Source organism: Microtetraspora malaysiensis (genome assembly GCF_001528665.1).
Classification (GTDB): Bacteria; Actinomycetota; Actinomycetes; order Streptosporangiales; family Streptosporangiaceae; genus Microtetraspora_A; species Microtetraspora_A malaysiensis.
This window is the reverse complement of record NZ_BBYJ01000022.1, coordinates 52,119-65,833: the sequence shown is the minus strand read 5'-3', so window position 1 is coordinate 65,833 and position 13,715 is coordinate 52,119. Positions and strand designations below refer to the sequence as shown.

Annotated in this window: 10 protein-coding genes and 1 pseudogene; 3 read left to right on the top strand and 8 right to left on the bottom strand. The window is 68.3% G+C overall.

Translation table 11 applies throughout. The annotated features are described in order from the left end of the window. The first annotated feature begins 9 nt into the window (after positions 1–9). The gene (locus tag AWQ71_RS27285; RefSeq protein ID WP_067138079.1) at positions 10–1,275 is read left to right on the top strand and encodes an MFS transporter; all 1,266 of its coding nucleotides are present in this window, start codon (positions 10–12) and stop codon (positions 1,273–1,275) included. A 210-nt stretch (positions 1,276–1,485) separates the two neighbouring features. Here the strand turns inward: AWQ71_RS27285 and AWQ71_RS27280 are convergent, their stop codons facing one another. Together AWQ71_RS27280 and AWQ71_RS41980 are read right to left on the bottom strand one after the other, a co-directional pair. Further along, positions 1,486–3,144, bottom strand: coding sequence for a M4 family metallopeptidase (locus AWQ71_RS27280; protein ID WP_067138077.1), 1,659 nt, complete (start codon positions 3,142–3,144; stop codon positions 1,486–1,488). Positions 3,145–4,141: 997 nt separating this feature from the next. Beyond that, complete coding sequence (locus AWQ71_RS41980) at positions 4,142–5,047, bottom strand: hypothetical protein (RefSeq protein WP_157570597.1); 906 nt, start codon at positions 5,045–5,047, stop codon at positions 4,142–4,144. Positions 5,048–6,212: 1,165 nt separating this feature from the next. Between AWQ71_RS41980 and AWQ71_RS27275 the strand changes: the two genes are divergently transcribed. Continuing rightward, positions 6,213–7,436 (top strand): MFS transporter, encoded by a 1,224-nt coding sequence (locus tag AWQ71_RS27275; RefSeq protein ID WP_169806639.1) that lies wholly within the window; start codon positions 6,213–6,215, stop codon positions 7,434–7,436. Positions 7,437–7,478: 42 nt separating this feature from the next. On the opposite strand, the gene AWQ71_RS27270 is transcribed toward AWQ71_RS27275, so the two are convergent. From AWQ71_RS27270 to AWQ71_RS27250, 5 genes and pseudogenes are all read right to left on the bottom strand, one after another. Then, a complete protein-coding gene (locus AWQ71_RS27270) occupies positions 7,479–8,075 on the bottom strand; it encodes a response regulator (protein ID WP_084259347.1) in 597 nt (198 codons plus the stop codon). Further along, positions 8,075–9,160 carry a sensor histidine kinase gene (locus tag AWQ71_RS27265; protein WP_067138071.1) on the bottom strand — a complete coding sequence of 362 codons (1,086 nt, stop codon included), beginning with the start codon at positions 9,158–9,160 and terminating at the stop codon, positions 8,075–8,077. Before AWQ71_RS27265 ends, AWQ71_RS27270 begins: the two co-directional genes overlap by 1 nt. A gap of 4 nt (positions 9,161–9,164) precedes the next feature. Continuing rightward, positions 9,165–9,635, bottom strand: coding sequence for an ABC transporter permease (locus tag AWQ71_RS27260; protein ID WP_067138069.1), 471 nt, complete (start codon positions 9,633–9,635; stop codon positions 9,165–9,167). Positions 9,636–9,683: 48 nt separating this feature from the next. After that, positions 9,684–10,865: pseudogene (locus AWQ71_RS27255) on the bottom strand (RNA-guided endonuclease InsQ/TnpB family protein). 186 nt (positions 10,866–11,051) lie between these two features. After that, complete coding sequence (locus AWQ71_RS27250) at positions 11,052–11,618, bottom strand: DUF488 domain-containing protein (RefSeq protein ID WP_218001980.1); 567 nt, start codon at positions 11,616–11,618, stop codon at positions 11,052–11,054. A gap of 103 nt (positions 11,619–11,721) precedes the next feature. Here AWQ71_RS27250 and secY point away from each other — a divergent pair, with 103 nt between their 5' ends. Then, positions 11,722–13,035, top strand: coding sequence for a preprotein translocase subunit SecY (gene secY / locus AWQ71_RS27245; RefSeq protein ID WP_067138067.1), 1,314 nt, complete (start codon positions 11,722–11,724; stop codon positions 13,033–13,035). Here the strand turns inward: secY and AWQ71_RS27240 are convergent. Then, a complete protein-coding gene (locus AWQ71_RS27240; RefSeq protein WP_281196266.1) occupies positions 13,010–13,675 on the bottom strand; it encodes a response regulator in 666 nt (221 codons plus the stop codon). The genes secY and AWQ71_RS27240 overlap by 26 nt on opposite strands. Positions 13,676–13,715 lie beyond the last annotated feature (40 nt).

Below are 13,715 nucleotides of genomic sequence, written 5' to 3'. Positions count from 1 at the left end.
CACGCACTCATGAGCAGCACATCTCGTACGTCGGCGCCGCCCCGGCCCGTCCGGCTGGGCCTGCGCGAGAACTGGCTGCAGTTCACCCTGCTCGTGATCGTCAACGCCTGCGTCGGCGGCCTGGTCGGCCTGGAGCGCACCACGGTCCCGCTCATCGGCACCGAGGTCTTCGGGGTGACCAGCGGCCTGGCCGTCTTCTCCTTCATCATCGCGTTCGGCCTCACCAAGGCGTTCACCAATCTGGCCGCGGGCGCCCTGACGGCCCGCTTCCGCCGCAAACAGCTCCTCATGGCGGGGTGGCTGATCGGCGTCCCAGTCCCCTTCGCCCTCGCCTGGGCGCCGGGCTGGGGCTGGATCGTCGCCGCGAACGTCCTGCTCGGCATCAACCAGGGCCTGACCTGGTCGATGACCGTCAACATGAAGATCGACCTCGTCGGCCCCGCCCGTCGTGGGCTCGCCACCGGCCTGAACGAGGCCGCCGGATACGTCTCCGTGGGCGGCACCGCTCTGCTCACCGGCTACCTCGCCACCGGCTACGGCCTGCGCCCCGCCCCCGAACTCATCGGCGTCCTCTTCGTCGCCGCGGGCCTCGCTCTCTCCCTCGTCGTCCGGGACACCGCCGCCCACGTGGCGCTCGAACTCGCGCAGCACCCCATGCCCCCGCCCGGCGGCCGGGGCTCCGGACTGGGACAGACCTTCGCCCGGACCTCCTGGCGCGACCGATCCCTGCGCGGCGCCTGCCAGGCCGGCCTGGTCAACAACCTCAATGACGGCCTGACCTGGGGCGTCTTCCCCCTGCTGTTCACCGACCACGGCCTGGGCCTGGCCGCCGTCGGCCTGATCAAGGGCCTCTACCCGCTGCTGTGGGGTGTCGGGCAGATCTACACCGGCCACCTCGCCGACCGCGTCGGCCGCAAGCCGCTCATCGTGACCGGCATGCTCGTCCAGGCCGCCGGTTTCGTCCTCGCCCTCGCCTTGCTGAACCATCCGCTGCTCGCCGGGATCCTCTCCGCTGTCGCTCTCGGCATCGGGACCGCCATGGTCTATCCCGCCCTCATCGCCTCCGTCTCCGACCATGCCCACCCCTCCTGGCGGGCCAACGCGCTGGGCACGTACCGGTTCTGGCGCGACATCGGCTACGCGGCGGGCGCCCTCGTCGCGGGCGTCCTCGCCGACGCGCTCGGCCTGAACGCCACCGTCGTCGCCGCCGCGGTCCTCACCGCGGCCTCCGGTCTGCTCGCCGCCCGCTGGCTCACTGACCGCTCCGGTCGCTGAACGCAGGAGAGAATCCGGCCCTGCCGCTCCGCCGCTCCCCCACGCCGACCATGGGCGAACGGCCGGAGAAGCACCCGCTCCGGGACGTCGTCGCGACAAAGGACGACGTATTTCCCGTGGAGCGTGACGTCTCGCTTTTGCACGAATGACACGAATGAGCGGTGGACGGCTCCTTGTCGCCGGCCACCGCTCACGTGAACCGTGACGTCGTTACCGCGGGGCGACCGTGCAGGTCGGTTCACCGGCTTGCGCGGGCACGCTCACCGCGGCCCAGGCGGCCTTGGTCGCGTTGAATTCGACGCAGCTTCCCGGGAAGAGCGACTTGGCGGCCTTCAGTGTGGCCACCCGCGCCTTGGCGTATGTCCACGGGATCGTCTTCATGTTCAGGCCGGCCTGGAAGATCTTGCCCGCCTTCTGGATGCCGATGCCCGTCACCGTAGAGCTGTTACAGGTCGGGCTGGCCGGATTGCCGCCGCCGGGGTCGCTGCCCTCGGCGAGGAGGTAGAACCAGTGGTTCTGCGGGGCTGCCGCCATGTACGGATTCGGAAACATCCTGATCCAGGGTCCGTAGCAGTTGGGGTCGCCGAGGGCGCTCGGGTCGTACATGTTGCGGATCGGCCCGCTGCCGACGAAGTCGACCTCCTCGCCGACCAGGTAGTCCGGCGTGTCGTACGGCGCGGGCTCGTTCGCGTAGTGCTCGGTCAGCGCGCCGAAGATATCGCCGGTCGACTCGGTCAACCCGGCCTCCTCGGGGTCGCTGCTCTGCTGGGGGCTGCCGGAGTACTGGAAGACGGAGTGGCCGTACTCGTGGGCGACCACGTCGATCGCGGTCGCCTGCCGGGTGTTTGACGCGTTGCGGCCGAAATTCGTGTAGCTGCCGCTCCAGAACGCGTTGTAGTCGTTCAGGCCGACCCGGGCCGGGAAGCCGCCGCCGGAAGCGTTGAAACCGTCGCGCCCGAGCCAGTCGCGCAACATGTCCCATTCCTGCTGCGCCGCGAACATCACGTCGACGCAGGCGGTCTCCAGGTCGGTGCCCGACCCGTTGCCCCAGGTGTCGATGGACTTGGTGTACGTGGTGCCGCTCTGGCCGCCGCACCGCAGACCGGGACGGATCGGGTCGGTCATCGAGTAGGAGGCGCCGGAGTTGACGGTGCCGATCGTCACCGGGCCGTTGTAGAAGCTGTTGCCGGTGCCGGCCTTGACCTCGTCCCAGGTGTCGAAGACCGAGCCGTCCCTCGCGTCGACGTAGACGTGCTGCACGCTCGGGCCCTTGCCGGTGGCGCCGGTGACCACGACCTCCCAGGCGAGGCGGGGCCGCTCGCCGACCGCGTGCACGAGGAGGGTGGGCTCGCCGACGCTTTCGACGACGGACAGCTTGGCCCTGGCCTTGGTCGCGGCCTCGCCTGCGGTGACCGAGGTCGTGGGGTCGATCTTGAGGGTGGCGCGCTGGCCGGTCGTGACCGCCTGGACGACCTGGCCCGGCTTGTCGGTCGCCACCACGACGTCGCCGCCGTACACCGGCAGGCCCCGGTGTGTCCTCCGGTAGGTCAGGTACTGGAGGCCCTGGCTGCCGGCGACCGAGCGCTCGAGCTGGAACGCGTCGTCGGAGGAGGTGTGCAGCGCCGCCGCGTCGGTGAGGAGCGCGCCGCCCGCGCTGCTGATCGCCCGCTTGCGCTCGTCGGAGCTCGGCGGGCTGAAGGCCGGCGTGGGGTCGAGGGCGGAAGAGGTCGACGTAGGTCCGACCGGGCTCCATCCGTTCGTGGCCGACGATGTCCGCGCGGCCGAGGCCCCGGGGCTGGTCGCGAGCGAGGTGGCGGCCATGGCCGCCGCCAGTACGGCGACGACGCCCGGCCTGACTTTGGGATTCACTCTCGTGACTCCTTTGTGGGGGGTGGGGAAGCCCGGATATGGGCTGCGTAAAACTCGCATCGAGAGCGCGGGGGTGAGCGCCCTCATCAATTCAATAGCGCCACGATTTAGAACTGTCCACTATCTTTCACGGGATCTGCCGGAGCCGCGGAGGGCTCACTGACCCGCGAGCGTGAAATATTGGAGGGTACTTATGGGGATAATTCACACCCGCCGCACCCTTTTATTGCCACGTTCAGCAGCAATATTGGCGGTCGCGACCACTCGGCAGCAGGTGATACGGTCGCACCGAAAGTCCCGCTCCTGGCACTGGTCGCACTCCCGCCGGTTTTCCAGTTCCGGCGGTGAAATCGATTACCGCGCGCACGTTGTTCCCGGAATATCCTCAAGATCTTTACCCATCCTCCCCACCATCGGGCGCCCTTCGCACTGTTGCGGCGGCGGCACTCGGGCCGGTAGGTCGCGGGTCGTTCGTGCCGCCCTTCGACCTCGGGATGATGTGCCCGGCGGTGCTGGGGTTGTCGGGTGTGCCGGACCGTCCGCACCCCCGGCCCTCATGCTCGGCGCAGTTCGTGCAGGCGCAGGCCGCGCCGGTCTCCTTGTAGTGCTGGGCCATGCGGGCGTGCGGTCCGGAGCGTCCGCGTTCAGCGGTGCCTCCCGCGCCGTGCGTACCGCTGGTCGTCGTGGGCCTTGCGGTGCGGCGGGCGGCGTATCCCCTCGGTCGGCGTGCCGCAGTCGAGGCAGGGACGCCGGGACATGGCTACATCTCCAGCCATTCCGGCCGGCGAGTGACCCTGACCTCGAATTGGCGAACGGGCGTCGGGTGGTGCCTGCGATCCCCGGTTCGGCTGGGGCCGGGCCAGAAGCCGTAGGACCGGCGCGGGCCGCACCGGTCCCAACGTCTGATTCGGTGTTCATCTCTGCGAACAGCAGGAGTGGGAGCCGCTTTCGGGCGGGCTCCATCCGATCTGCGGCATGTGATCGCGGAATTTGCCAATCAGCCCTTAGGAAGCGGCGATAGGTGTGACGGCCGAAGGACGAAAGAGCCATATTTCTGTTTGACCGAGCCCGGGTAGACGACAATCATGGCGTCTTTTCCCGTTTCGACGTACCCGCCTCGTTCGCTAAGTCGTACGCATGATCCCGTACGCATGTCTCCGACATACACCGGCTGACCGCCGTCTATGGTATGCCAGGAGACCAGATCACCCGAAACGTCGATGTCGTCGATCGCCTTGTCGCGACCCTCGTCGAAGATGGTGCGAGGCTCGTCCCAGCCGATCTTCCAAGCGCGGATTGTTCGGAACTCACCCTCAATCCATGCAAGTGCTGAGCCGCTAGCTGCTATCTGTTTGATTCTTCCGACTTTGTCCAGTCCTCGCGGGGTCTTGACAGGCGATCCGGAATCGAGTGCTGCGGCGCGAAACTTCAATCCGTCTCTCGATGAGGCCTCGGGCCAAATAATCAGGTCGCCAACGATCCATGCCGCCCCAATGCTGCCCCGTGCGACTACGGACTTTTTATTCGTAGTCAAGTCGTACCGGTACACCTCGGCGATGTCGCGAGTTACAGCTTTAGCCCATACAGCCTTTCCGGCAATCGTGTCGACGTAAATCAGGGGGCCTTGAATACCGGCGTCTTCGTCTATTTCTCTGGTCTTGCCAGTTGTGCTGTCCCACGCGTGAACCGACCAGTCGTGATAGGACTCCAGGGAATGTTGCACCGCAAAAACAAGCCAACGGCCGTCAAAAGATCCATCCACTTGCTGATCGCGATTGGGGCGTTCCATTTGAAATACGGTCGACCAGGATTTTTTATCCCGATCAAGCTGGACGATTTCGCGATTGATGGGCGCGCCGGTGGCTCTGTCGATACCGGTTTCCAGTTGACCGAAGATCATCATGCCATCGGCCCGACCGATGTGGGTTGCACTTGACCTTCCGTGGTAACCGTCGGAATCGATCCCTCTACTACGGATTTCTCCCAGGAGGAAGGCAGATCAACTTCACAGTTAAGGTACTTTCCCCAGGAAGAGCGTGATGAGGGCGTCTCTTTGACTGCGGAGTTCACCTGATATACCGATGCGGATGGTCCTGGTGTGCAGCCAATGCCGCACATCAGCACCAACAGTGCCGCGATCCGTTTACCAGACATAGCCGCGGGTGCCGAGGATGCCGACCAGGGTGGCAGACGAGAGAGGTGCGTCCGGTTCAGGGGCGGATTTCCCGACTACGGTCATATCGTCGAGAGAACTCAGGCTATCGTGCTTTGTGGGCCGACACGGAGCGACAATGCCGGGATCCTCGCCGGCGGGAGAGGGGTCCGCGGATGCGGGAGTAGCGCCAAACAGGGGAATTGACATGGCCGTCAAGGCGGTGATGAGTGCCGGAACGCGGCGCACGCGACCTCCGAGATTGGGCGGGAAGATTTGATGGGGGCAAGGAGATCATGCCGAGTGCAGGCGAGCAAGATGTTCCTGACAATTAGTTGTCATATGATTTACTGGCATTGCCGGCGCTCGTCGCCCACGCGACGTTCACTCATTGCTACATCCGACTTGCTCAATGTGTTTGGCGGCCTGCGCCGACCCCGCCCAGTGCGATATGCGGTCGGCTTCCGACCATGAGCCCATGTCACGCAGCTCAGCCCGACCAACCGTAGATCACCAAGTGTGGCTGTTGCCAGCGATGCCTCAGCTCAGGCCAGGAACGCGAGTCATGGTCCGAGCAGTGTCCCTGGCGCGCGGAACGCCCTGGTCACGGAAACTCCACGAGGTGAGCCGCACGCCGGCGAGTGGACTGCCGGAACGAAGACGATCGACTGCCGGAGACCGGCTCGCGGCCATCCGGGCGCAGCTGCCGGCATCCGTCGGCAAACCGGGTTGACCATCGCCGAAGGCGCCGCGATATTCGAACCTTGGAAAGCTCCGGAAAAATACGCCGACGCCTGATTTAGTGGACGCTGGGCAGACACCCGACGCCGCGGGCATCGGCCGTTCCCCGCGGCCGGGAACCCGTGTCCGGCCACCCCGCCCGAACCGTCGCGACGTCATGTGCGAAGGAGAGCCTGTGGATCCTCGGCCGACGTCAGACCCAACGGAGCCAGGCGAGGGCATCCGGCAGCGCTCGCAGTGGGTGACCATCGTCATCGTCTACCTTGGCGGGGTCGTCGCGGCGATGAGCTTCGGCAAGTTCGCCTCGGTCGGGCCGGTGGTGGCGGAGCAGCTCGGGCTGTCGCTGTCGCAACTGGGCTGGGTGATCTCGGCTGTCACCGGCGTGGGAGCCGTCGCCGGGCTGCCCGCCGGGTACCTGGTCCGCCGCTTCGGCGCCGATCGATCGCTGGTCGCCGGGTTGGTCCTGATCGCGGCGGCGAGCGCGGTGAGCACGGCGGCCGGCGACTTCGCCTGGATGCTGGCCGTCCGGGGCGCCGAAGGCATCGGATACCTCCTGGTCACCATCTCCTGCCCGGTGCTGATCCTCCGTCTCGCCGGGGAGCGGGACCGCGGCACGGCCCTGTCGATCTGGGCCACCTTCGTCCCGGTGGGCCTCGGAGCGAGCACGCTCGGCGGGGGCGCGCTCGGCTCGGCTCTGGGCTGGCGCGGCTGGATCGCGGTGCTCGCCGGCCTGACGTTCGTGATGGCGCCGCTCGTCCGGACGCGGCTGCCGCGCGGGGCCGGGCGGCAGGCCGCGGCCGGGCCGGTCCCCCGGGCGCGGGCGCTGACCTGGCCGTCGGTACTCGCCGCGTCCTTCTGCCTCACCGCGCTGGTGACCATTCCGGTGATCGTGCTGCTGCCCACGCTCCTCATCGACCGGCAGGGACACTCGGCCGCCGCCGCGGGCGCCATGACCTCGGTGATCTCGCTGCTCAGCGCGCTCGGCGGACTGGCCGTGGGAGTGCTGCTGCGCCGGGGCGCGCCGGTCGGCGTCTTGGCGCTGTTCGGCCTGCTCGCCGTACCGGCCGGCTGGCTCCTGTTCGGCGGCGACGCCCCGCTGGCCGCCGCGCTGACCGGCGCGGGGGCCATCTCCCTGGTGAACGGATATGTGGGCGCTCTCGCGTTCGCCGCCCTCCCCCTGATGCTGGAACGACTCGACCACGCGGACGTCGGCAACGGCGTGATCGCCCAGGCGGGCAGCCTCGGATCACTGCTCGGCCCACCGCTGTTCGGCCTGCTGGCCGGCGAGTTCGGCTTCCCGGCCCTGGGGCCGGTCATCGCCGTCGGCATGCTCGCCACCGTCGGCTTGTTGCTGCTGGTCGGGAGGCGAGCCGCCCGGCCTCTGCCGAGCGCCGGCTGACTCCCCACCGTCCGGCTCACGGTGTTCAGCCGCCGCGAGCGTCTAAATGAGTCCTCGCTCCATGGCCACGACGACCGCCGCGGCCCTGCTGTCGACACCGAGCTTGGCGAAGACGTGCTTCAGGTGCGTCTTCACCGTCGTCTCACTGATCAGCAGGGCTCTGGCGATCTCCTTGTTCACCGAGCCTCGCGCCACCAGGCGCAGCACCTCCAGCTCGCGTCGGCTCGGCTCCGGGGTCGAGGGCCTGCCGATGAGGGCGGACGCGATCGACGGGGCCAGGACCGCTCCGCCGGCGGCGGCCGTACGGACCGCCCTGTGCAGTTCCTCCCGTGGCGCGTCCTTCAGCAGGTAGCCCGCCACCCCGGCGGCCATGGCCCGCGTCACGTCCGCGTCCGTGTCGTACGTGGTCAACACGATCACTTTGATCTCCGGATGGTCCACCCGGAGCCGCTGGATCGCGCCGACACCGTCCAGACCGGGCATGCGGAGATCCATCAGCACCACGTGCGGCCGCGCCCGCCTGGCCATGACCAACGCCTCGAACCCGTCGGACGCCTCCGCCACCACCTCGATGTCCGCCACGTGGTCGAACATGCCGCGCAGCCCGTCACGGACCACCGGATGATCATCAACGATCATCAATCGGAGGGGATGCGCAGGCATAAGGCCGTCCCTTCTCCCGGGGAGGACTCCACCGTCAGCGTGCCCCCCACGCTGCCGGCCCGCTCACGCATGGCCGCCAGCCCGTAACCCGCGCTCCGCGCCGCGGGGTCGAAGCCCGCTCCGTCGTCGAACACGTCCAGCGTCACCTCGTCGTCCATGTAGGTCAGCGTGATCGCCGCCCTGCCCGCCCGAGCGTGCTTGGCCGCGTTCGACAACCCTTCCTGCGCCGCCCGCAACAGGGTTGTTCCCACCTCGCCGGACAGCGGCCGGGGGGTGCCTTCCACGGACACGGTCGCCGTCACCCCCGATGTCCGCGACCACCGTCCGGCCGCCTCCGCGAGTGCCACGTCGAGCCCCGCGTCAGTGAGAGGGCCCGGCCGCAGCGCGTCGACCGAGCGCCGCGCCTCCCGCAGGTTCTCGCGCGCCAGCTCCTTGGCCAGCGCGACCCTCTTCTGTACGGCGTGCGGATCGGGCATCGCCTGCTCGGCCGCCTCCAGCTGAGTGATGATCCCGCTCAACCCCTGCGCGAGGGTGTCGTGGATCTCCCTGGCCAGCCTCGCCCGCTCCTCCAGGACCCCGAGCATTCTGTTCTGCACGCTCTGCCTGGACACGTAGTCCACGAACGCCCCGATCGCCACCACCAGGCCGGAACTCCCGACGAGCTGCCAGAACGCGTTGGGCTCGCCCAGATGGCCTCGGGCGGCGAACGTGCTGAGAACCGTCGCCACCGCCCCCACATAGGACCAGGGCCTGGCCAGCATCAGGTACGGCTGGGGCATCAGCCCGAAGATCACCACATCGAAGGACCGATCCCGCACCACCAGCGCGACATAGAGCGCGCAGATCACCACCAGGTGGACCGCCATCGGGTTGAGCCGCCCAAGCAGATGCGGCCGCCGGACGACGAAGAAGCCGTGCCAGCCGGCCATCAACGCGAGGATCCCCACCGTCAGCGGGTCGGGGGCCGTGTTCTCGTCGAACGAAAGGATCAGTCCGAGCGCCAGGCAGGCGTAATAGAGCAGATGGAAGGCGCGCAACCAGCGCGCCTCCCAGATGTTCACGCTCTCACTCCCATCGGAAGAGCGCGGCGGCGACCGCCGTGGCCGCCACGATTATCCCGGCCAGGATCAGCAGTGGGAAGACCGTGGCGGTGCCGGACCAGGCGTCGCCGAGGGCTTCCACGCCCGGGGTCAGGGGCAGGAAGTCGCCGATCCGGCGCAGTGAGTCGGGCAGGGCCGTCCTGGGCACGGCCGCGCCCGCCAAGAAGATCATCGGGAACATGACCAGCATGCCGATCAGGCTCGCGCCTCTGGTGTTGCGTACGACGGCGGCGATCACGAAGCCGAGTGGGCAGGCCATCACCGAGCAGAGCAGGAAGGCGACGGCCAGCAGGAGGACGTTGCCGGGTGCCTCCGCGCCGAAAACCGCGATCGCCGCGACCACCAGCAGCACCGATCCCGCCAGCATCGCGAGGTACCCGGGGACCGCGCCGCCGTCGCCGCGCTTGAGCACCAGCAGCATGAGCGGGAAGGCCATCTTGACATCCTCCCCCTCGTAAACGAGGGGGATTCCCACCGTCGCCGGTCAGGCTTCCTGCTTCACCGCCAGTTGCCCGCTCGGAGGTCTCCGTTGAGGTCTTACACCAGCTCCACAGGCGTTTTACTTGTCCGCCAGCCCGGCGGCCAAGATGTTCTTCGCCGCGTTCACGTCCCGGTCATGGACCGCGCCACAGGCGCACTCCCAGGTGCGGACGTTCAGCGGCATCGCCTCCTGCAACGCCCCGCAGGCCGAGCACAGCTTGGAGGAGGGGAACCACCGGTCCACGACCACCAGTTCCCGCCCGTACCACTGGGTTTTGTACTCCAGCATCGACCGCAGCTCGCGCCACGACGCGTCAGAGATGGCGCGGGCCAGGCTGTGGTTCTTGACCATGGTGCGGACGGTCAGGTCCTCGATCACGACCGTTTGGTTCTCACGGACGAGCCGAGTCGACAGCTTGTGCAAGTGGTCCCGGCGGCGGTCGGCGATCCGGGCGTACACGCGGGCGACCGTGATTCGAGCCTTGGCCCGGTTCGCGCTGCCCTTGGCCTTGCGGGCCAGCGCCCGCTGCGCCTTGGCCAGCTTGCGTCGATCGGTCCGCTCGTGCCGGGGGTTGGCCACCTTCTCCCCGGCCGAGAAGGTGACCAGGGCGGTGATCCCCGCGTCCACCCCCACCGCGCTGCCGGCCGGGTCGAGCGGGCGGATCTTCTCCTCGACCAGGATGGACACGAACCACCGCCCGGCCGCGTCTTTCGACACGGTCACGGTGGACGGCTCCGCCCCCTCCGGCAGGGGGCGCGACCACACAATGTCGAGCGGACCGTCCATCTTCGCCAGCCACAGCCGACCCTCACGCCAGCGGAAACCCGAGCGGGTGTACTCCGCCGACGCGCGGGACTTCTTGCGGGACTTGAACACCGGGTATTTCGCGCGCTTGGCGAAGAAGTTCGCGAACCCGGCCTGGAGGTGGCGCAGGGCCTGCTGCAACGGCACCGACGACACCTCGTTGAGGAAGCCGAGTTCCTCCGTCTGTTTCCACGCCGTCAACGCAGCCGAGGATTGCTCGTAGGAGACGCGGTGGCCGTCCAGCGTGTAGGCGCGGGTCCGCTCCTGCAGAGCTTTGTTGTAGACCAGGCGCACACACCCGAATGTCCGGCCAAGCTCGGCGGCCTGTCCGGGGGTCGGGTAGAAGCGGTACTTGTAGGCCCGCTTCACGGCCTGCGCCATGCCGCGCATCATGCCACGCGATCAGCCAAAAAACGAACGCGTATTCGATTTATGGCGAATCGCCTACCTTTGTCCTGCCCTGCAGGGAGTCCGATTCCTCCTCCGCCTGAAGGCGGAGGTTTCCTCACCGTGCGACCCGCCCTCAGACACGCTGCGCGCCGCCGCAAGCCGTGCGGCGGCCGTGGGTCAGGCGGCGTCGTAGACGAGCAGCCCGTCGTCGAGAAGGCGCGCACCCTCGGTCGGCCGGTGTTCGGCGAGCCGCCCGTCATGGGCCAGGTGCAGGACGGGGACGTGGTGGACCAGCACGGCGTAGTCGGCGATGATCCGCCGGTGGCAGCGCCACCAGACGGCCTCGCTGCACATGATCGCGGTGCGGCCGGCCGCCGCCTGGTCCAGGAGGTCCTTCAGTGCGGCGTGGAACTCCGGTCCGCGGCTGTAGCCGGCGTACCCCCGGAAGGAGTCGTTCCGCCAGAACGTGTCGGGCGAGTCCGGAGCCGGCCGGCGGAAACCGCCGAGCCGGCTCTCCCACCGGTAGCCGACGCCCTCCTCCGGCAGCCAGGCGGAGAGCTCCTGCCTGCCCACGTCGGGGACGCGGCGGCTCCCCGGCGCGGTACGCACGTCCACGACGGCCTCCGCGTCGGCGCCGTGGAGGAGGTCGGCGATCTGGGCCCGGGAGGCCGTGCCGTGGCCGAAGGTGAGCAGCGGAAGCGCCTGGACGTCGGCGGACAGCGAACGGAGGTCGGCGGTACCCACCAGCGGCGCCTACCCGGAAGCTCGACACGTACGCGGATCCGCGTAGGACGAAGCCGCCGGTGAACGGATGCCCCGCCGCCGTCCCCGCGACCACACTCGGCGCATGCTGACCGTGCTCATCCGTGCCTTCCGGGTTCCCGACGTCCGGAAGAAGATCCTTTTTACCCTCGCGTTGATCGTGTTGTTCCGGTTCGGGCAGATCCTCCCGGCACCCGGCGTGAACGTCCTCGCGGTGCAGGAGTGCCTCGGCCGCAGCCGGGGCGGGATCGTCGACATGCTGCAGCTGTTCAGCGGCGGGGCGATGCTGAAACTGTCGGTGTTCGCCCTCGGGATCGTGCCGTACATCACCGCGGGCATCGTCATGCAGCTGCTCGCCGTGGTGATCCCGCGCCTGGAGGCGCTCAAGAAAGAGGGACGGCAAAGCCAGGCGAAGATCACCCAGTACACCCGTTACCTGACGATGGCGCTGGCGCTCATCCAGGCGGCCACGATCGTGTCCCTGGCCCGCTCGGGCGGCATCTTCCCGACCTGCGACCGCCGTCTGCTGCACGACCAGGGCCCGCTGATGGTCGTGGTGATCGTGACCACCATGGTGGCGGGGACCGCCGTGATCATGTGGCTGGGCGAGCTGATCACCGACAGGGGCATCGGGAACGGCATGTCCATCCTGATCTTCACCCAGGTGGTGGCCGCATTCCCCTCCTACGTGTCGAACATCTTCCTGCTCAACCCCTTCGCGCTGTCCATGATGCTGGTCGCGGGTGTCTTCCTGGTGGCGGCGGTGGTGTTCATGGAGCAGGCACAGCGGCGGATCCCGGTCCAGTACGCCAAGCGGATGGTCGGGCGCAGGATGTACGGCGGCACCTCGACCTACCTCCCGCTGAAGGTCAACCAGGCCGGGATCGTGCCCGTCATCTTCACCTCGTCGATGCTCTTCCTCCCGCAGCTGGCGACCCAGGTGACCGGCGGCACCGGGCCGGTGTCCGAGTGGATCGCGCGCTATCTCGTCTCGGGCGACCATCCGATCTACGTGACGACGTATCTCCTGCTGATCGTGGGATTCACCTACTTCTACGTGTCGATCACCTTCGACCCGATGGAGGTGGCCGACAGCATGAAGCGATACGGCGGCTTCGTCCCCGGCGTACGGCCCGGCCGGCCCACGGCGGAGTATCTGCGGTACACGCTCTCGCGGCTGACCGCGCCGGGCGCGCTCTATCTCGGCGCACTGTCACTGATCCCGATCATCGCGTTCGTGCTGCTACGCGATCCGGCGACTCAGCAGAGCTTCCCGTTCGGCGGGACGACCATCCTCATCATGGTCGGAGTGGGGCTGGACACGGTGAAGCAGATCGAGGCACAGGTGGAGCAGCGCGCGTACGCGGGCTTTCTCAAGGAACCGTCAGCCCGGACCTGACCGCGAAGACGACCAGCTGGGCGCGGTCGCGGGCACGGAGCTTCACCATGGCCCGGCTGACGTGGGTGCGCACCGTGTCGGGGCTGATGACCAGCTCCTTGGCGATCTCCGCGTTCGATCGGCCGGTGGCGACCCACGCGACCATCTCGCGTTCCCTCGGCGTGAGCATGTCCAGGCCCTCGACCGGAGCGGCGTCGTGGCGGCCGAACCGGCCGATGACCTTCTTGGTGACGGACGGGGAGAGCAGCGCCTCGCCCGAGGCGACGACCCTGATCGCGTGGGCGAGTTCCTCCGGGGCGCTGTCCTTCAGCAGGAACCCGCTGGCCCCGGCCTGCAACGCGGCGAACACGTACTCGTCGATCTCGAAGGTGGTGACCACGACCACCCGGGTGCCGTTGAGGTCGGGGTCGGCGGCGATCGCGCGCAGCGTGGCGATGCCGTCCATGCCGGTCATGCGGATGTCGAGCAGCAGGACGTCGGGACGGGTCTCACGCAGCAGCCGGAGCGCCGCCGCGCCGTCCGCCGCCTCACCGGCGAACTCCAGGTCGGGCTCACGGTCGATGAGCGCCCGCAACCCCATGCGCACGACCGCCTGATCGTCGGCCAGCGCCACCTTGACCCGATCCGCCGACGGGCCCACACGGCTGCCGTCGGCGTACGGTGCGGCCGCGCCATGCGGC

Coding starts and splice junctions, on each gene's coding strand:
- AWQ71_RS27285 (WP_067138079.1), top strand. CDS start 10: ATGAGCAGCACATCTCGTACGTCGGCGCCGCCCCGGCCCGTCCGGCTG.
- AWQ71_RS27270 (WP_084259347.1), bottom strand. CDS start 8,075: ATGATCGTTGATGATCATCCGGTGGTCCGTGACGGGCTGCGCGGCATG.
- AWQ71_RS41980 (WP_157570597.1), bottom strand. CDS start 5,047: ATGATGATCTTCGGTCAACTGGAAACCGGTATCGACAGAGCCACCGGC.
- secY (WP_067138067.1), top strand. CDS start 11,722: ATGCTGACCGTGCTCATCCGTGCCTTCCGGGTTCCCGACGTCCGGAAG.
- AWQ71_RS27260 (WP_067138069.1), bottom strand. CDS start 9,635: ATGGCCTTCCCGCTCATGCTGCTGGTGCTCAAGCGCGGCGACGGCGGC.